The sequence below is a fragment of the Ancalomicrobiaceae bacterium S20 genome, assembly GCA_040269895.1.
Classification (GTDB): Bacteria; Pseudomonadota; Alphaproteobacteria; order Rhizobiales; family Ancalomicrobiaceae; genus Methyloraptor; species Methyloraptor flagellatus.
Map to the genome: position 1 here is coordinate 4,940,461 of CP158568.1, position 17,641 is coordinate 4,958,101.

Sequence of the window (17,641 nt, forward strand, 5' to 3'; positions counted from 1 at the left end):
ATGTCTACGAGCAAGGTGCCCGCATCGCTGCGGGCTTTTTCCAATCGTTCGGTCAATCGAGGCGTCGAGGCGCGCGTGACGGGCGCCGCGGGCGCCGGGCTGATCACCGCTGCCGCGCTCGCCGGCACGCTGGCGACCAGCGAGGCGATGGCGCAATCCGCCTCGGCCGCGACCGGCGCCATGCCGGCGCTGACCGTCGAGGCGCAGGCCGAGCCGCGCAAGAAGAAGACGGTCGCCAAGCCGGCGAAGGCCAAGGCGACCGCACCGAGCGCCGCCAGCGCCGCGCCGGCCGGCGCCGCGGCTGCCGCCGGACCGTCGAGCGCCAAGGCGCAGGGCGCGGCCGCGCCGGGCTCGAACCCTTACGCGGATCCCTCCGCGCCCTACAAGGTCGACCGGTCGGCCTCGTCGAAGCTGCCGAAGCCGATCCTCGATACGCCGCGCACGGTCACGACGATCCCCAAGGAGGTGATCGAGGACAAGGGCGCGACCTCGTTCCGCGACCTCGCCCGCACCACGCCGGGCCTGACGCTCGGCACCGGCGAGGGCGGCAACGCCTTCGGTGATCGCGTGTTCATCCGCGGCTTCGACGCGCGCAACGACGTCTATGTCGACGGCGTGCGCGACTCCGGCGTCAACATCCGCGAGAACTTCAACACCGAGCAGGTCGAGATCCTGAAGGGCCCGTCCGCCACGATCGGCGGCCGCGGCACCTCGGGCGGCGCGATCGACGTCGTGACCAAGCAGCCGTCCTTCGTCGACTTCACCAACGCGGCGGTGACGATCGGCACCGACCTGACCAAGCGCACGACGCTCGACGTCAACAAGGTCATCTCGCCGGAACTGGCGGTGCGCGCCAACGGCATGATCCAGGGCGCGCATGTCGCCGGCCGCGACTACGTCACCGACGATCGCTGGGGCGGCGCCTTCGCGGCGACCTATCGGCCGAGCGAGATCTTCAAGCTGACGGTCGACTATTTCCACGCCGACATCGACCAGATGCCGGACTGGGGCGTGCCGTTCAACGCGACGACCAAGCTGCCGTTCACCGAATCCGGCGTCAATCGCAACAACTTCTACGGCCAGCCGAACCGCGACTTCCAGCGCGCGCGCCAGGATGTCGCGACCGCCAAGGCCGAGGTGCAGATCACCGACTGGCTGACCGCGTCGAACAAGCTGCGCTACGGTTTCTCGACGCTCGACTACGTCGCCTCGGCGCCGGGCAACGTCAACACGTCCGCCGCCAATCCGGCCAACTGGACCGTGACCTCGGGCGCCAAGAGCCGCTACCAGCAGAACCAGGTGCTCGCCGACCAGGCCGAGCTGACCGCGAAGTTCGACACGTTCGGGGCCAAGCACACGCTGGTCGGCGGCGCCGAATTCTCGACCGAGCGCGTGTCGCGCGACACCTACCAGGCGCTGGCGACCGAGTCGTTCGGCACCTCGAACCTCGCCGGCGCGACGCTGAGCCTGTGGAACCCGAACGGCGCGGCGATCCCCTGGAACTCGACGTTCAAGCGCACCGGTACGCCGACCATCGTCGGTATCGATACCGCGAGCGGCTATGTGCTCGATACGGTCGAGCTGTTCGAGAAGCTGATCCTGACCGGCGGCGCGCGCGTCGATGACTACGACATCAAGGCGCGCTCGCTGTCGAGCAGCGGGGCGGTGACGAGCCAGCTCGGCCGCCACGATACAATGTTCAACTACAATCTCGGCGTCACCTACAAGGTCGTCCCGAGCTTCGCGCTCTATGCCGCCTACGGCACCTCGACCAACCCGGTCGGTGCCGAACTCGACGCCGGCGGCGCCGACTACGGCGGCATCACCGCCGCCAATGCGGTGCTCGGACCCGAGAAGAACAAGAGCTATGAGGCCGGCGCCAAGTGGGAGGTGTTCGAACGCCACCTGCTGCTCACCGCCTCGCTGTTCCAGAACGAGAAGACCGCCGCGCGCGAGACCGTCGGCGCGACCGTGCAGGCGACCGGCGCCTATCGGGTGCGCGGCGTCGAGATCGGCGCGACCGGCAACATCACCGATCGCTGGAGCGTCTACGGCGGCGCGGTGTTCATGGACAGCGACGTGACCCGCTCGGCGACCGCGTCGAACGTCGGTCGCCAGCTCGCCAACATCGCGCACGAGTCGTTCAACCTGCTGACCAAGTATCGCCTGACCGACGAGCTCTCGATCGGCGGCCAGGCGACCTACAAGAGCAAGATCTATGGCGGCACCTTCGCCGCCAACGACAACGTCCTGCCGTCGAGCTGGCGTTTCGACGTGTTCGCCGATTACGAGATCAACAAGAACTTCTCGGTGAAGGCGAGCGTGCTCAACCTGACCAACGAGACGATCTACGACGCATTCTACCGCAGCGCAGTCCCGTACGTCTATGTGGCGCCGGGGCGGTCGGCCTACCTGACCCTGAATGTGAAGTACTGACGTCTCCGCCCGCCGCGGTGCCCCTGACGCGGCGGGCTCCTTCTCGGAGGTGTTCCGCGTGTTGATCTGCATTCCCGATGTGCTGACCAAGGCCGAGGTGGCCCACTGCCGGGCGGTCATGGACCGCGCCGAATGGGCGGACGGGCGCCTGACGGCCGGCCCACAATCGGCCTCGGTCAAGAACAACATGCAGCTCCCGGCGACCTCGGCGGAAGCGCGCGAACTCGGCGACCTCGTGCTCGGCGCCCTGTCGGCGAACGCGCTGTTCCTGTCGGCGGCGCTGCCGCTCCGCATCCTGCCGCCGATGTTCAATCGCTATGGCATCGGCCAGACCTTCGGCGTCCATGTCGACAACGCGATCCGCAACGCGCCGGGCAGCCCGGTCAGGATCCGCACCGATCTGTCCGCGACGCTGTTCCTGGCCGAGCCGGAGGAATACGACGGCGGCGAGCTCACCATCGAGACGACCTATGGCGCCCACGAGGTGAAGCTGCCGGCCGGCCACATGGTGCTCTATCCGTCGACCAGCCTGCATTGCGTGACGCCGGTCACGCGCGGCGCGCGGGTCGCCTCGTTCTTCTGGATCCAGAGCATGATCCGCGACGAGAGCCCGCGCACCATGCTGTTCGAACTGGACCAGACGATCCAGGACCTGCAGGCCGAACGCGGTCTTGACGATCCCGCGAGCCGGCGGCTGACCGGCATCTACCACAACCTGATCCGGCACTGGGCGGAGACCTGATGATGCGAAGCGCTCGTTTCCGTAGCCGCCATGCCCTCGGCCGTTTTGCCATTGCCGCGCTCGCGGCGGCTCTGCCGTCGGCCGCATTCGCCGCCGACGGCTCGCCGATCCCGCATGAGCTGTCGCCGCTGGCGATGTTCCTCGCCGCCGACGTGGTGGTGAAGGGCGTGATGATCGGCCTTGCCGCCGCCTCGGTCGCGACCTGGACGGTGCTGATCGCCAAGACGATCGAGCTCGGTCTCGCGCGCCGCCGGCTCGCGCGCGCCGTCGAGACGCTGACCTCCGAGGCGACCATGGCCGAGGCGGCGCAGCACCTCGACCGCAAGGCCCGGATCGGCCGCGTGCTGATCGAGGCGGCGGCCGAGGAGCTCAGGCAATCGGCCCATACCAGCGACAAGGCCGGCATCAAGGAGCGGGTCGCCTCGCGCATCTCGCGGATCGAGATTTCGGCTGCCAAGGCGATGACGCGCGGCACCGGCCTGCTCGCGACGATCGGCTCGACGGCGCCGTTCGTCGGCCTGTTCGGCACGGTCTGGGGCATCATGAACAGCTTCATCGGCATCTCGAAGGCGCAGACGACCAATCTCGCGGTCGTCGCGCCCGGCATCGCCGAGGCGCTGCTCGCCACCGCGATCGGTCTCGTCGCGGCGATCCCGGCGGTGGTGATCTACAATCACTTCAGTCGCGGGGTCTCCGGTTACAAGATCCTGCTCGGCGACGCGGCCGCGGCCGTGCTGCGGCTCGTCTCGCGCGATCTCGACAGCGGCCTCGGGCCGCGCTCCGTCTCGCGCACGGGGACCTGAGCCATGGCGGTGCAGCTGGGATCGTCGTCCGACGACGATATGGCCGAACAGAGCGACATCAACGTCACGCCGTTCATCGACGTGATGCTGGTGCTCTTGATCATCTTCATGGTCGCCGCGCCGCTTTCGACCGTCGATGCGCCGGTCGACCTGCCGGTCTCGACCGCCAAGCCGCAGCCGCGGCCGGACAAGCCGATCTTCGTGACGCTGAAGGCGGATCTATCGCTGCTGGTCGGCGAGACGCCGGTCGCGCCCGACCTGCTCGCAACCACGCTCGACGTGCAGAGCAAGATGAACCGCGAACAGCGGCTGTTCGTGCGCGCCGATCAGGCCGTGCCTTATGGCGAGCTGACCCGGCTGATGAACATGCTGCGCGCCGCCGGCTACCTGAAGGTCGCGTTGGTGGCGCTCGAGAGCGGCAGCACGCAGGACGCGGGTCCGGGCGGGCCTGCATCCGGGCCGGCCGTGCCGACCGGCGGGGCGGCGCCGTCCGCCGGTCCTGCTCCCTCCGCCAGCCCGACTCCGTGAGGTCCTCCATGGCGCGCCGCCTCGCCTCCGAACACCAACTCATGCCGGCGCTGGCCTGGGGCGGCGCGGCGCTGCTGGCGCTGACGCTGCATGCCGGCGCCGTCGGCATTGCGATGGTCCAGGCGCGGATCGCGCCCGAGCTCGTCGCCGAAGATGTCGGGGCACAGATGGTGATCGAGCTCGCCGAGGTGCCGGCCGCCCCCGAGGATGCCGAACCGGCGGTCGCGGCGGCGGCCGAGGCCGCGGATTCGGCGCCGACCCAGGAGATCGACAAGAAGCTCTCGGCCGCGATCGAGACCGATCTGCCGACCGCGGCCGCCTCGCCGGTCGATGCGCCGCCCGAGCTGCAGGTCGCGCAGGACAAGACGCGCGAGAAGCAGAAGGAAGCCGAGGAGCAGGAGACCACCGAGGCGCAGGAGGCGCGCAACGAGCCGCCGCCGAGCGCCGGCTCCGAAGCGGCGGCCGCCGCCGCACAGATGACGCCGGTCACGGCCGAGACGGTGACCGCGCCGGCGGAGGGCAGCGTCGCGGTGGCCGAGACCGTGCCGGAGTCCTGGCAGCGCAGCGTGCTCGCCCATCTCGGCCGCCACAAGCGCTATCCGCAGGAGGCGCGGTCGAAGCGCGCGGAGGGCGAGGTGCTGATCAGCTTCACCGTCGACCACGGCGGCCGTATCCGCGGCGCAACGCTGACCCGATCCTCCGGCAGTCCCGCGCTCGATCGCGAGGCGCTCGACATGCTGAAGCGCGCCGAGCCGCTGCCGGCGCTGCCCGCCCGCGTCGCGGCCGCGGAAGCGACGCTGATCATCCCGATCCGGTATCGCCTCAAATGAACCACGCGCCGCCCCATGGTCATATCCCCGCGACGGTCGCCTCCGTCGCCGATTACGAGCCGCTCGCCCGGGCGCGGCTCGATCCGGCGGTTTGGACCTATCTCGCCGGCGGGGCGGGCGACGGGCTGACCATCGGCGCCAATCGCGCTGGCCTCGATCGGGTGCGATTGCGGCCGCGCGTGCTCAGCCCACTCGCCGGCGGCGATACGAGTCTGAGCCTGTTCGGTCGCCGGCATCCGCATCCGATCATGCTGGCGCCGATCGCGTTTCAGCGGCTCTATCATCCGGAAGGCGAGACGGCGACAGCCATGGCGGCGGCGGCCTTCGACGCCGTAATGATCGCCAGCACGCTGTCGAGCGTGCCGCTCGAGGTGATCGCGGAAGCCGGCGGCGGCGTTGCGCCGCAATGGTTCCAGCTCTATTGGCAGACAGATCGCGACGCCTCGCTGGCGTTGGCGCGCCGCGCGCTCGCGGCGGGCTTCGGCACGATCGTACTGACCGTCGATGCGATCGTGACCGCGCGCGACGACATCCGTCGCGCGGGCTTCACGCTGCCGGCCGACGTTCAGGCGGCCAATTTTCCGACGGGCGGATGCCGGCGGCGCCGAGCCGGGCCGGGCATCCGATCTTCGACGGCGTGCTCGGCGCGGCGCCGACCTGGGACGACGTGGCGTGGCTCGCTCAGCGCCTCGACGTGCCGCTGGTGATCAAGGGCATTCTGGCGCCCGAGGACGCGGAAGCCGCGATTGCGGCGGGGGCGGCGGGCATCGTGGTTTCGAACCACGGCGGCCGCACGCTCGACAGCGGCTTCGCCGCGATCGACGCGCTCGGGCCGATCGCGCGCGTGGTTGCCGGCCGCATGCCGATCCTGTTCGACGGCGGCATCCGGCGCGGCACCGACGTCGTGAAGGCGCTCGCGCTCGGCGCGGACAGCGTGCTGGTCGGCCGGCCGCAGGCGATGGCGCTCGCGGTCGCCGGCGCGCGCGGCGTCGCGCATATCCTGAAGCTCATCATCGAGGAGACGGCGGTCGTGATGGCGCTCTGCGGCGTCAGCCGGCTCGATGCGATCGGGCCCCAGCTGATCGTGGATTGATCGCCGGCTCCGCGCGGGGCGATCGGCTATTCCGCGACCAGCACCAGCTCGAAGGTCATCAGCACCGGGTTGTCGCCGCGTATGAGCTTTCCTTCGGCGAGGCGCCCGGTGTAGTCGACCAGCGAGACATCGACGTCGGCGACCGGCGTGCCGTCCGGACCGGGCGCGATGCGGCCGGATCGGACATAGACTTCGGTGGCGAAATTCGGCGTGCCGTCGCCATTGCCGAGCCGCGCCTCGATGGTCGAGCCGACGCCGCCGCGGATGCGCGCGGAACGCAATCCGTGCTCGGCGCAGAAGTCTTCCAGCGCGGTGCAGAAGTCCTCGTGCGGACGCAGGCGGATCGCATAGCAGGGTGTGAGGCCGGAGACGTCCGGGCCGAAGGCGGGCAGGGCGGGGTGCGGCTCGAACAGCTTGAAGTTCGTCTCCGGGCACGGCGTGCCGTCGAAGAGCGCGCCGTCGATACCGAAAGCGTCGATCTCGATCGTCTCGGCGACGACGGTCTCCTCCGGCAGGATGTGGCCGCCCGAGCGGCGGCCGTCGGGTTCGACCCAGAGCGCATGGCAATGGAAGAACGGCGCGCCGTCGCGGGCGCCGAAGGTCATGGCGCCGTGGTCGAGCCGGGTCACGCCCGGCGGCCGGAAGGTCGCGCTGTAGAAGGCGGCGTGCTGCGGCGTCTCCGACAAGGCCGGCATCACATAGGCGAAGGGATCGAGCGCCACCCGGCCGAGCTCCAGCGCGCCGGACTTGAAGCCCTCGCGGCCGAAGCCGTCGCGGACGGTGTCGACCAGGCGGGCGCCCTTTTCCAGCGTCAGGCGGAACGCGCGGCCGCGCGCCGGGACCGCGACGATGCGCTCGGCCTCGGCCGGGCCGGGCATGGCGATGCGGCGGGGCGCCATCAGGCGCTCGCCTTCTGCGTCGCGGCGCCGGGCAGGAGCCCGCGGCGCTCGAGCTCGTCCTTGACCATGCGCTTCGGCACCTTGCCATAGCCCGATTTCGGCAGTTCGTCCCAGAACAGGAACCGCTTCGGCATCTTGTACTTGGCGACCTTCTCGGCGAGGTGCTCGGCGATCGTGCCCTCGTCGATCGCCATGCCTGGCCGGGCGACGCAGACAGCAAAACCGATCTCGCCCCAGAGCGGATCCGGCACGCCGACGACGGCGCATTCGGCGATCGCCGGATGGGTCAGGATCTTCTCCTCGATCTCGCGCGGATAGATGTTCGAGCCGCCGGAGATGTACATGTCGGAGGCGCGGCCGGTGATGTAGACGAAGCCCTCCGTGTCCATGTGGCCGAGGTCGCCGGTGCGGAACCAGCCGTTGCGGAACGCCTTCGCGTTGGCCTCGGGCTGGTCGTAGTAGCCGGCGAACACGGCCGGGCCGATCACGCAGATCTCGCCGGTCTCGAACGGCTCGAGCTCGCGGCCGTCGTCGTCCTGGATCGAGACCTGCATGCCGGTCCGCTCGAAGCCGCAAGTGCCGATCTTCACATGCGGACCGTCATCCGGGTCGTGCAGGGCCGGCGGCAGCACGGTGATGTTGCCGGTCACCTCGCCGAGGCCGAAATACTGCACCAGCACCTTGCCGAGCTTCTTCAGCGCGGTCTTCTGGTCCTCGCGGTACATCGGCGCGCCGGCGTAGATGATGTAGCGCAGCGAGGAATGGTCGTGGGCGTCGACGGCCGGATGTTCGGCGAGCATCTTCAGGATCGTCGGGACGGTGAAGATGTTGCTGACCTTGTGCTTCGCGATCAGCCGGTAGGCCTCGTCGATGTCGAAGCGCTCGGTCGGCAAGAGGATGGTCGGCACGGCGCGGGCGGCCTGGCCGAGCTGGTGCACGCCGGCGCCGTGGCTGAGCGGCGCGACGACCAGCGAGGCGTCGGCCTCGGTGGTGCCGGGCGTCAGGTCGCAAAGGTGGTTGGTGATCACGAAGGCCATCTGGCCATGGGTCAGCACCGCCGCCTTCGACCGGCCCGTGGTGCCGGAGGTGAAGAAGAACCAGCACGGATCGTCGTAGTCGACCGACGCGTTGGGCGTCTTGGTGCCCCCGTGCTCGGCGATCAGGTCCGCCGCGGCGCAGTCGCCGAACGCGCCGTGTCCGAGCCGCATGGTGAAGGCGAGGCGGTCGCCCATCTGGCTGGCGACGGCCTCGGCATGGGCCGGGAAGTCGCCGTGGCAGAGGAACGCTTTCGCGCCGGCGAAATGCGCCAGTTCGGCGACCTCGGCCGGCATCAGGCGGAAATTGGTCGGCACCCAGACCGCGCCGATCCGGAACGTCGCCCACATCGAGAAGAACATCTCGTCGCAGTTCTTCGAGTGGACCAGGATGCGGTCGCCCTTGCCGACGCCCTTGGCCGAAAGCGCGGCGGCGAAGGCCGAGACCGCGGCGTCGATCTCACCCCATGTCCAGGTCCGTTCGCCCCAGATGAAGCCGGCGCGGTCGGGGAAGCGACGGGCGTTCTGGGTCAGGATATGGGCGAGGTTCATGACCCGGTTCGACTGGCGCGCGACGCCGCCGCGCGGATCCGCCGTCGCGGCGCTCATGGGCGTGGTCATGCGCGGGCCTCGCGATGGGTGATGGCCAGATCCATGGTCGCTTCCTCCCCGTGCCGGACGGTTCTCCGGTCGTTTCGCTTGGCCGGTTCTCCGGCCTGTTGATCCGAATTCAGCGCAGCGCGCGGCGGCGCGCGAGCGGGTCCGGCAGGACGACATAGTCGCGCAGCCGGTCCTCGATGCGCCGCACCTCCTCGCGCAACAGCGCCAGCAGTGCCGGCTGGCGGTCCGGCTGCATGCGGCTCTCGATGGCGGCGAGCGACAGGCAGCCCTCGACGCCGCCGCGGGCGTTGCGGATCGCGACGCCCATGCCCCACGAGCCGGGAAACAAGAGGCCGCGATTGATGCCGTAGCCGCTCACCCGCGCCTCGGCGACCAGATCGAGGATCAGGTCGCGGGAGAGCATCGGGTAGCGCAGGACCAGCACCTCGGCATTGGCATCGAGCGCGGCGGCGATCTCGGCATCGTCGAGCGCGGCGAGCACGGTGATGCCGCCGGCACCGGCGCCGAGCGGGTGGCGGTCGCCGGCGGCTAGCACATGCGAGCGGATCGGGTAGGGGCCGTCCTCGCGCTGCAGGCAGACGACCGACCATTCGCGGCGGATCTGCACGAAGGCGGCGTCGCCGGTCTCCTGCGCCAGCCGCACGACGCTGTCGCGCGCCAGCCGGTGCAGGCCGAAACGCTCGGAGGCGACGAGGCCGAGCACATAGGCTTCGGCGCCCAGAAAGTAGCGGCGGCTGACCGGGTCCTGCTCGACGAGGCCGGCTTCGATCAGCGCCACGAGGATGCGCCGGCAGGTCGGCTTGGCGAGGCCGGAATCCTCGACGAGCTCGCTCAGGCTCGCGCCCGGTCCACGGGCCGCGCCGAGGGATCGGAGCAGGCGCGCGGCCCGTCCGATGCTCTGGGTCCCGGAGGCGCCTTCGGCGTCCGGACCACGGTGTGGCGCGTGCATTTCCACGATGTGGACCAAAATTCAATCGATTGTCATTGACAGGTGGGCCATTTCGGGCCATTCGTCAACTCGAAAAACAAACGCGCCCGGTGGCGGTTCAACATGTGGACCATGTTTCGAGCCATTACCGAGGCGCTGAAAAGCAAGACGCCGCTCGATGACGAGTCGGCGCTGGACCGCTGCGAACCACGGCCTTCAGAGCCGGGGCGAAGTGGTCGGAGGAAATCGCCGTCTCGGGAGGACCGCATGACTTCTGTTTCTCGTCGTGGATTCACGGCCGGCGCGGCTGCGCTCGGCGTCTCGACCTTCTTCATCGGCCGCGCCCGCGCCGCCGAGTTCACCTACAAGTTCGCCAACAACCTGCCGGTCACGCATCCGCTCAACAAGCGGCTGAACGAGGCCGCGGCCAAGATCAAGGAAGAGACCGGCGGCAAGTTCGAGCTGCAGATCTTCCCGTCGAGCCAGCTCGGCTCGGACACCGATACGCTCGGCCAGATCCGCTCCGGCGCGGTCGACTTCTTCTCGCTCTCCGGCCTGATCCTGTCGACGCTGGTCCCGGCCGCGGCGATCAACGGCGTCGGCTTCGCGTTCAAGGACTACGACTCGGTCTGGAAGACCATGGACGGCAAGCTCGGCGAATATATTCGCGGCGAGATCGCCAAGACGCGCTCGATCTTCGCCTTCGAGAAGTGTTGGGACAACGGCTTCCGCCAGACCACCACCTCGACCAAGCCGATCACCAGCCCGGCCGACCTCGCCAACCTGAAGATCCGCGTGCCTCCGGCGCCGCTCTGGACCTCGATGTTCAAGGCCTTCGGCTCGGCCCCGGCGACGATCAACTTCAACGAGGTCTACAGCGCGCTGCAGTCGAAGGTCGTGGACGCGCAGGAGAACCCGCTCGCGGTCATCGACACCGCGAAGCTCTACGAGGTTCAGTCGAACTGCTCGCTGACCAACCACATGTGGGACGGCTTCTGGATCCTGGCCAACAAGGCCAACTGGGACATGCTGCCCAAGGACATCCAGGAGACGGTCGCCAAGCACATCAATGCGGCCGGCGTCGCCGAGCGCGCGGATGTCGCCGAACTCACCAAGGGCCTGCAGCAGAGCCTGGCCGAAAAGGGCATGAAGTTCAACGCGATCGATCCGGCGCCGTTCCGCGACAAGCTCAAGTCCGCCGGCTTCTATGCCGAGTGGAAGGGCAAGTTCGGCGATGCGGCCTGGTCGCTGCTCGAGAGCTCGGTCGGCTCGCTCGGCTGAGGGCGGCGCGTCTCATGCAAACCACGTCCGAATATGCCGCGCCGTGCCGGTCGCGGGTCTTCGCCCCGAGCGCTCTGCTCGCGACGGTCGACCGCTGGCTCGGCCTCATGGTCGAAATCCCGGCCGCCCTCCTGGTGGTGGCCGAGATCGTCGTGCTGTTTTCGGGCGTGGCCGCGCGCTACGTGTTCCACCGGCCGCTGGTCTGGTCGGACGAACTGGCCTCGATCCTGTTCCTGTGGCTCGCCATGCTCGGCGCGGTGATCGCGCTCAGGCGTGGCGAGCACATGCGCATGACCGCCTTCGTCTCGCGCCTCGGCGAGACGGCGCGCGAGTTCTTCGGCGCGCTGGCGGTTACGGCCGGGCTCGCCTTCCTCGTGCTCATCGTGTCGCCGGCGACGCACTGGGCCTATGAGGAGAGCTTCATCACCACGCCCGCGATGGAGATCCCCAACGCGTGGCGCGCGGCGGCCTTCCCGGTCGGCGTCGTGCTGATGATCGTCTTCTCGCTGATCCGGCTCGCCATGCGGTCGCGGCTGCTGCCCACGCTCGCCGCGCTGGTGCTGACAGCCGCGGCGGTCGGCGTGCTGTGGCAACTCGGGCCGGTCCTGAAGCCGCTCGGCATGGTGAACCTGCTCATCTTCTTCGTCGGCATCGTCGGTGTTTGCGTCTTCGCCGGCGTTCCGATCGTGTTCTCGTTCGCGCTCGCCACGCTCGGCTATCTGGCTCTCACCACGCGCGTGCCGCTGATGACGCTGGTCGGCCGCATGGACGAGGGCATGAGCCATCTGATCCTGCTCGCCGTGCCGCTGTTCGTGTTCCTCGGTCTCCTGATCGAAATGGCCGGCATGGCCAAGGCCATGGTGCGGTTCCTGGCGAGCCTGCTGGGCCATGTCCGCGGCGGGCTCTCCTATGTGCTGATCGGGGCGATGTATCTGGTCTCCGGCATCTCCGGATCGAAGGCCGCCGACATGGCGGCGGTCGCGCCGGCGCTGTTCCCGGAGATGAAGGCGCGCGGCGCCAAGCCGGGCGATCTCGTCGCGCTCTTGTCGGCGACCGGTGCACAGACCGAGACGATCCCGCCTTCGATCGTGCTGATCACCATCGGCTCTGTGACGGGCGTGTCGATCGCGGCGCTGTTCACCGGAGGCCTGTTGCCCGGCATCGTGCTGGCGATCGGTCTCTGCGTCGTGGTCGCGCGCCGCTACGCCGACGACGACCTGTCCCATGTCCAGCGCGCGTCCTGGGGCGAGATCGCGCGCAGCTTCGCGATCGCCTTTCCGGCGCTGGCGCTGCCCTTCGTGATCCGTGCCGCGGTGGTCGAGGGCGTCGCGACCGCGACCGAAGTCTCGACGATCGGCATCGTCTATTCGCTGATCGTCGGGGCGCTCTTCTACCGCCAGATCGAATGGCGGCGGTTCGGCAAGATCCTGGTCGATACGGCGGCGCTGTCGGGCGCGATCCTGATCATCATCGGCGCGGCTTCGGCCATGGCCTGGGGCCTGACCCAGTCCGGCTTCTCGCGCACGCTTGCCACTGCCATGACCCAGCTTCCGGGCGGCGCGGTCGGTTTCATGGCGGTGTCGATCGTCGCCTTCATCATTCTCGGCAGCGTGCTCGAAGGCATTCCGGCGATCGTGCTGTTCGGGCCGCTCCTGTTCCCGATCGCGCGCGCCGTCGGCATCCACGAGGTGCACTACGCCATGGTGGTGGTGCTCGCGATGGGCCTCGGCCTGTTCGCACCGCCGTTCGGCGTCGGCTACTACGCGGCCTGCGCGATCGGCAAGGTCGAGCCCGACGAGGGCATTCGGCCGATCTGGGCCTATATGCTGGCGCTGCTGATCGGCCTGATCGTCGTCGCCGCGGTGCCCTGGATCTCGACCGGGTTCCTCTGATCGAGGGCGGGCCGGGGGCCCGCTTGCCGCGACCCGCCTGCCTCTTTCGGACCAAGGGCTCAAGCGATGAAACTCGCCGACCGCGTCGCGATCGTCTTCGGTGCCGGTTCCTCCGGGCCGGGCTGGGGCAACGGCAAGGCCGCGGCGGTCGCCTATGCGCGCGCCGGCGCCCGGGTGGTGGCGATCGACATCGCCGAAGCGGCGGCCGCCGAGACGGCCGGGATCATCCGAAGCGAGGGCGGCGAGGCCTTGGCGCTCGCCGCCGACGTGACCGACTTCGCCTCGGTGGAGGCGGCGGTCGCGCAGGCCGTCGCCACCTTCGGTCGGCTGGACATCCTGCACAACAATGTCGGCGTGGTGATGCACGGCGGGCCGGTCGAACTCGACGAGGGTGCCTTCCTGCGCTGCCTCGATATCAACGTCGGCTCGGTCTACCGCACGGCCAAGGCGGTGCTGCCGCATTTCCTCGCGGCGAAGCGCGGGGCGATCGTCAACATCTCCTCGCTCGCGGCGACACGGTGGACCGGCTATCCCTACTTCGCCTATTACGCCGCCAAGGCGGCCGTGAACCAGGCGACCGTGGCGCTGGCGCTGCAGTATGGACCGCAGGGGATCCGCGCCAATGCGGTGATGCCGGGGCTGATCGACACGCCGCTGATCTATGCGCAGATCTCGTCGCAGTATGGCTCGGCGGCCGAAATGGTGGCGGCGCGCAATGCGCAGGTGCCGCTGCTCGGCAAGATGGGCACCGCCTGGGATGTCGCCAACGCGGCGGTGTTCCTCGCCTCCGACGAGGCCGCCTTCATCACCGGCGTGGTGCTGCCGGTCGACGGCGGGCAGGGCTGCTCGGTGGTGCCGCCCTGAGGAGGCGCGGCTCGAAGCCTTGGGCGCATCGCGGCCTCAATCCCGGCGCTCGCCGACCCTGAAGCGCAGCTCGCCCATGCCGAGCCGGCGCAGCCATTCCGGCACGAAGGCCGACAGGCGCGAAACGGTGTGGATCGGCTCGGGGAAGCCGATCACCGCCTTGCCGCGGGCGACGCCGCGCATGATCTTGCGCGCGGCCGTCTCGGCGTCGATCTCGAACGGCTTGTAGCCGAGATGGGTCTCGGTCATCCGCGTCGTGACATAGCCGGGGCAGGCGACCGACACGGTGATGCCGTCGGCGCGCACGGCCTCGCGCAGCGCCAGACCATAGGACAGGAGCCCGGCCTTCGAGGCACTGTAGGCGGGGGCGTCGGGCAGCGGCGAGAAGGCCGACAGCGAGCTGATCAGCAGGATCTTGCCGCGCTTCGCCGCGCGCATGCCCGGCAGCACGGCGTGGATCGTGTCGACCGCGGCGATCAGATTGGTCTCGATCACGGCGCGGGCGGTGTCGCCGTCCTCGACGCCTGCATCGCCGCGGCGGCCGTCGAGAATGCCGGCATTGGCGACGGTGAGATCGATCGGCCCGACACGCTCGGCCTCAGCGACGAAGTCGGCCAGCGCCGCGCGGTCGCGGATGTCGAAGGCGCGCGTGATCGCGGTCGCGCCCTTGGCACGGACCGCCTCGGCCGTCGCCTCCAGCCGCTCGGCGTTGCGGCCGGCGAGCGCGAAGGTGACGCCGGGCGCCGCCCATGCGGCAGCGAGTGCAGCGCCGATGCCGCTGGAAGCTCCGGTCAGGACAATGTTAGTCATCGCGTTCCTCGGCACGGCACGGCTTCAGATGATGCAAGTCGGTCGCACGGGTGAAAAATTCGTGGATGCATATCTCGCCCTACCGCCCATGCGTGGTATAGGAGCGTCAGGCTTGTTGGGGCTCTCCATCGATACCCGTAAGCTCTTACCGGCAACACACCGGTCGGGCAATCCCGGACGAGGGCTGGAATGAAAATCAAGCGCAAAGTATTGTTTCTTCAGGGGCCGACGTCGACGTTCTGGCGCGAGTTGGGTCAAGCTCTGAAGGCCAATGGCCACGATGTGCACAAGATCAACTTCCACGTCGGTGACTGGCTGTACTGGCGCAGCTTCAATGCGTCTGCGTATTTTGGTTCGATCGATGAATGGGAAGAGTATCTCGACAACTACGTCGAGATGCATGGCATCACCGATATCCTCTACTACGCCGATCGCGTGCCGTATCACGTGGTGGCGGCCCGAGTCGGCAAGGTGCGCGGCATCCGTACCGTGGCGATCGAGAACGGCTATCTGCGACCCGACTGGCTGACGCTCGAACTGGGCGGCATGGCTGCTCATTCGCACTTTCCGAACGATCCGGAGGCGATCCGCCGGATCGCGGCGACGCTGCCCGAGCCCGACTTCGATGTTCGTCACAGCCACAAGTTCTCGGTCGAGGCCGTCCACGAGGTCACCTACAATCTGTCCTCGTACTTCGTGCGCTGGGCGTTCCCGCGCTATCACTCGGACAAATACTATAACCCGCTGGTCGATTACGTCAGTTTCCTGTTCCGGCTGATCCGCTCGGGCAAGGAGGAGCGGCGCGCGTCCTCGATCGTCGACGGCCTGCTCGCCGGGGATGCGCCGTTCTACGTGTTCCCGCTGCAGCTGCAGTCGGACTACCAGATCCGCGCCAACTCGACCTTCGTGCACATGAGCCAGATGATCGAGCAGGTCGTCGGCTCGTTCGTCGCCAAGGCGCCGCAGGACAGCAAGCTGATCTTCAAGCTGCATCCGCACGACAACGGCTATGAGAACTGGCCGAAGGTGGTTCGCCGGGTCGCGCGGCGGTTCGGCGTCGATGATCGCGTGACGTTGATCGACGGCGGCGACCTCAATGCCATGCTCGGCAAGGCCAAGGGCTGCATCCTGGTCAATTCGACCGCCGGCCTGCACGCGCTGCGGAAGCACTGCCCGACCAAGGTGCTCGGCATCGCGGTGTTCGACATCCCCGGCCTGACGCATCAGGGCGATCTCGACTCGTTCTGGAACGCGCCGGAGCCGGTCGACCAGGACCTGCTCGACAGTTTCCTGCGTGCCATGGCCGCGTCGATCCAGGTCAAGGGGTCGTTCTACGAGCCGGAGGGCCGCAAGGCCGCGATCGCGGAAATCATCGACCGGATGGAGCGCAATCGCATCAACATGCCGGGCTGCTATGTCGATCCGCCGCCGCGCCTTGCGCGCGCCCGCGCGATGGGCGTGCCCTGCGCCAAGCCGGAGCCGGCGCGGCCGGCGGTTCAGACGCCGGCGAGTGTCGTGCCGATCTCGCGCATGTAAGACGGCCAGTCGTGGGCGCGGAAGCTCGCAACGCGGGCTTTCGCGGCCGCGAAGCCGGTATCATCGACCAGCCCCGACAGCGCTTCGAGCCAACCCGGTCCGTCGGTCGGGTCGATGAACACGCCGTGTGCGCCTGCCGCATCGCGATGCGCGCCGATATCCGACAGCACCGCCGGCGTGCCGAGCACCATGCCCTCGACCGGCGGCAGGCCGAACCCTTCGGTGAACGACGGCATCACCACCGCCCGCGCATTGGCCATCAGCGCGGCGAGCGCCGGGCTCGACATGCCCGTGGCGAAATGGACGTGCCGGCGCAGCACGTCCGATTTCTCGATCATGTAGAAGACCTGGTCCGACATGAAGCCGCGCGAGCCGGCGATGACCAGCTTCGGCTCGCGGCCGGGATGGCGGCGGACCAGATCCGGCCAGATGTTGAGCAGGAGCAGGTGGTTCTTGCGCGATTCCACCGCGCCGCAGATCACGAAATAGGGGTGCGCGGACAGGACCGGGTCGGGCGCGACCGGGCGGCGGAAGATGTCGTCGATCGGCAGCGGCACGGCGGCGATCGGGATGTCGCGCGCGCCGCGGCGGGCGAGCTCGGCGCGCAGGGTCTCGCCGGCGGCGGGCGTCGGCACGATCAACTGGTCGGCATGGCGGGCGGTCGCCTCCATGAGCCGGTGATGTGCCTGTGTGGTGCTCGGCTGGCAGAGATCCGGCCGGTCGAGCGGGATCGTGTCGTGGATCATGAACACCGACTTCACGTCGGGGCGGCGATCGAGCCAGCGCAGGAAGATCGGATAGCCGAGGCCGAAGTGGCCGATGTTCAGATAGATCGCACCCTGCGGCATGGTCGAGAGCGGACGCCCGAACGACCACTTGTCGCCGATCAGCATGCGCGCGGTCTGGCCGTATGCCGAGAGCAGGTCGCGCCGGCGGGTCTTGCGCTTGGCCGGCGGCACCAGGACGGGCTCGGTGCCCGGGATCTCGCGGCGGAGCCGGGCGAGCACCGGATCGCCCTCGGCCGATCCGGTCTCGCGCCAGATTCGCTTGAAGAAGGCGACGCCCTCGACGATCCGCTCGCGCGGATACCAGCGCATGCCCCAGGGGGTCGGGATGAGGCCGAAGACATCGGCCGGCCAGTCGGCAAGCAGGCTCTCGAAGTAACCGAGCTCGATCCTGTCGATGCCGCGCGGGGTCGTCTGCATGGACGACATGATGCTGCGGACGAGATCGAGGGCGACGGGGCGATGCATGGCGCGGACTGGTCCCGATTTCGGCGGTCGTGGACGAAGGCGCCTCGTCCGCGCGGGATCAGGCCGGTCGTCCCCCCAAAAGGAAAGCGCC

14 protein-coding genes and 1 pseudogene are annotated in these 17,641 nt (G+C 68.9%); 10 read left to right on the forward strand and 5 right to left on the reverse strand.

Going from position 1 to position 17,641, the window contains the following annotated elements; genetic code table 11:
• The 6 genes and pseudogenes from ABS361_22325 to ABS361_22350 all read left to right on the forward strand — a co-directional run bounded on the left by ABS361_22325 (window position 1) and on the right by ABS361_22350 (window position 6,432).
• Window positions 1-2,436: a TonB-dependent siderophore receptor gene (locus tag ABS361_22325; GenBank protein XBY44695.1), complete on the forward strand. Its 2,436-nt coding sequence runs from the start codon at window positions 1-3 to the stop codon at window positions 2,434-2,436.
• A gap of 58 nt (window positions 2,437-2,494) precedes the next feature.
• A complete protein-coding gene (locus ABS361_22330; GenBank protein XBY44696.1) occupies window positions 2,495-3,178 on the forward strand; it encodes a Fe2+-dependent dioxygenase in 684 nt (227 codons plus the stop codon).
• 2 nt (window positions 3,179-3,180) lie between these two features.
• Window positions 3,181-3,981, forward strand: coding sequence for a tonB-system energizer ExbB (exbB, locus tag ABS361_22335; protein ID XBY44697.1), 801 nt, complete (start codon window positions 3,181-3,183; stop codon window positions 3,979-3,981).
• Between the two features lie 3 nt (window positions 3,982-3,984).
• Window positions 3,985-4,509 carry a TonB system transport protein ExbD gene (exbD, locus tag ABS361_22340; protein ID XBY44698.1) on the forward strand — a complete coding sequence of 175 codons (525 nt, stop codon included), beginning with the start codon at window positions 3,985-3,987 and terminating at the stop codon, window positions 4,507-4,509.
• 8 nt (window positions 4,510-4,517) lie between these two features.
• On the forward strand, window positions 4,518-5,339 hold the full coding sequence (locus ABS361_22345; protein XBY44699.1) for an energy transducer TonB: 822 nt from the start codon (window positions 4,518-4,520) through the stop codon (window positions 5,337-5,339).
• Window positions 5,336-6,432 (forward strand): annotated as a pseudogene (locus tag ABS361_22350) (alpha-hydroxy acid oxidase). Before ABS361_22345 ends, ABS361_22350 begins: the two are co-directional and overlap by 4 nt.
• A 26-nt stretch (window positions 6,433-6,458) precedes the next feature.
• On the opposite strand, the gene ABS361_22355 reads toward ABS361_22350, so the two are convergent.
• From ABS361_22355 to ABS361_22365, 3 genes are all read right to left on the reverse strand, one after another.
• Entirely contained in the window at window positions 6,459-7,331 is an 873-nt protein-coding gene (locus ABS361_22355) for a DUF296 domain-containing protein (GenBank protein XBY44700.1), read from the reverse strand.
• Window positions 7,331-8,986, reverse strand: coding sequence for an acyl-CoA synthetase (locus tag ABS361_22360; GenBank protein ID XBY44701.1), 1,656 nt, complete (start codon window positions 8,984-8,986; stop codon window positions 7,331-7,333). The genes ABS361_22355 and ABS361_22360 overlap by 1 nt, the downstream gene beginning before the upstream one ends.
• A 109-nt stretch (window positions 8,987-9,095) precedes the next feature.
• Window positions 9,096-9,935, reverse strand: coding sequence for an IclR family transcriptional regulator (locus tag ABS361_22365; protein XBY44702.1), 840 nt, complete (start codon window positions 9,933-9,935; stop codon window positions 9,096-9,098).
• Window positions 9,936-10,181: 246 nt separating this feature from the next.
• Here ABS361_22365 and ABS361_22370 point away from each other — a divergent pair, with 246 nt between their 5' ends.
• The 3 genes from ABS361_22370 to ABS361_22380 all read left to right on the forward strand — a co-directional run bounded on the left by ABS361_22370 (window position 10,182) and on the right by ABS361_22380 (window position 13,951).
• Complete coding sequence (locus ABS361_22370) at window positions 10,182-11,195, forward strand: TRAP transporter substrate-binding protein (GenBank protein XBY44703.1); 1,014 nt, start codon at window positions 10,182-10,184, stop codon at window positions 11,193-11,195.
• A 107-nt stretch (window positions 11,196-11,302) separates the two neighbouring features.
• Complete coding sequence (locus tag ABS361_22375; GenBank protein XBY46990.1) at window positions 11,303-13,087, forward strand: TRAP transporter large permease subunit; 1,785 nt, start codon at window positions 11,303-11,305, stop codon at window positions 13,085-13,087.
• A gap of 66 nt (window positions 13,088-13,153) precedes the next feature.
• Window positions 13,154-13,951, forward strand: coding sequence for an SDR family oxidoreductase (locus tag ABS361_22380; GenBank protein ID XBY44704.1), 798 nt, complete (start codon window positions 13,154-13,156; stop codon window positions 13,949-13,951).
• 36 nt (window positions 13,952-13,987) lie between these two features.
• Here ABS361_22380 and ABS361_22385 read toward each other — a convergent pair whose 3' ends face one another.
• Window positions 13,988-14,761: an SDR family NAD(P)-dependent oxidoreductase gene (locus ABS361_22385; GenBank protein ID XBY44705.1), complete on the reverse strand. Its 774-nt coding sequence runs from the start codon at window positions 14,759-14,761 to the stop codon at window positions 13,988-13,990.
• A 189-nt stretch (window positions 14,762-14,950) separates the two neighbouring features.
• Here ABS361_22385 and ABS361_22390 point away from each other — a divergent pair, with 189 nt between their 5' ends.
• Window positions 14,951-16,297 carry a capsular biosynthesis protein gene (locus tag ABS361_22390; GenBank protein ID XBY44706.1) on the forward strand — a complete coding sequence of 449 codons (1,347 nt, stop codon included), beginning with the start codon at window positions 14,951-14,953 and terminating at the stop codon, window positions 16,295-16,297.
• Here ABS361_22390 and ABS361_22395 read toward each other — a convergent pair.
• On the reverse strand, window positions 16,258-17,550 hold the full coding sequence (locus ABS361_22395; protein ID XBY44707.1) for a glycosyltransferase family 1 protein: 1,293 nt from the start codon (window positions 17,548-17,550) through the stop codon (window positions 16,258-16,260). The genes ABS361_22390 and ABS361_22395 overlap by 40 nt on opposite strands.
• Between the last annotated feature and the right edge of the window lie 91 nt (window positions 17,551-17,641).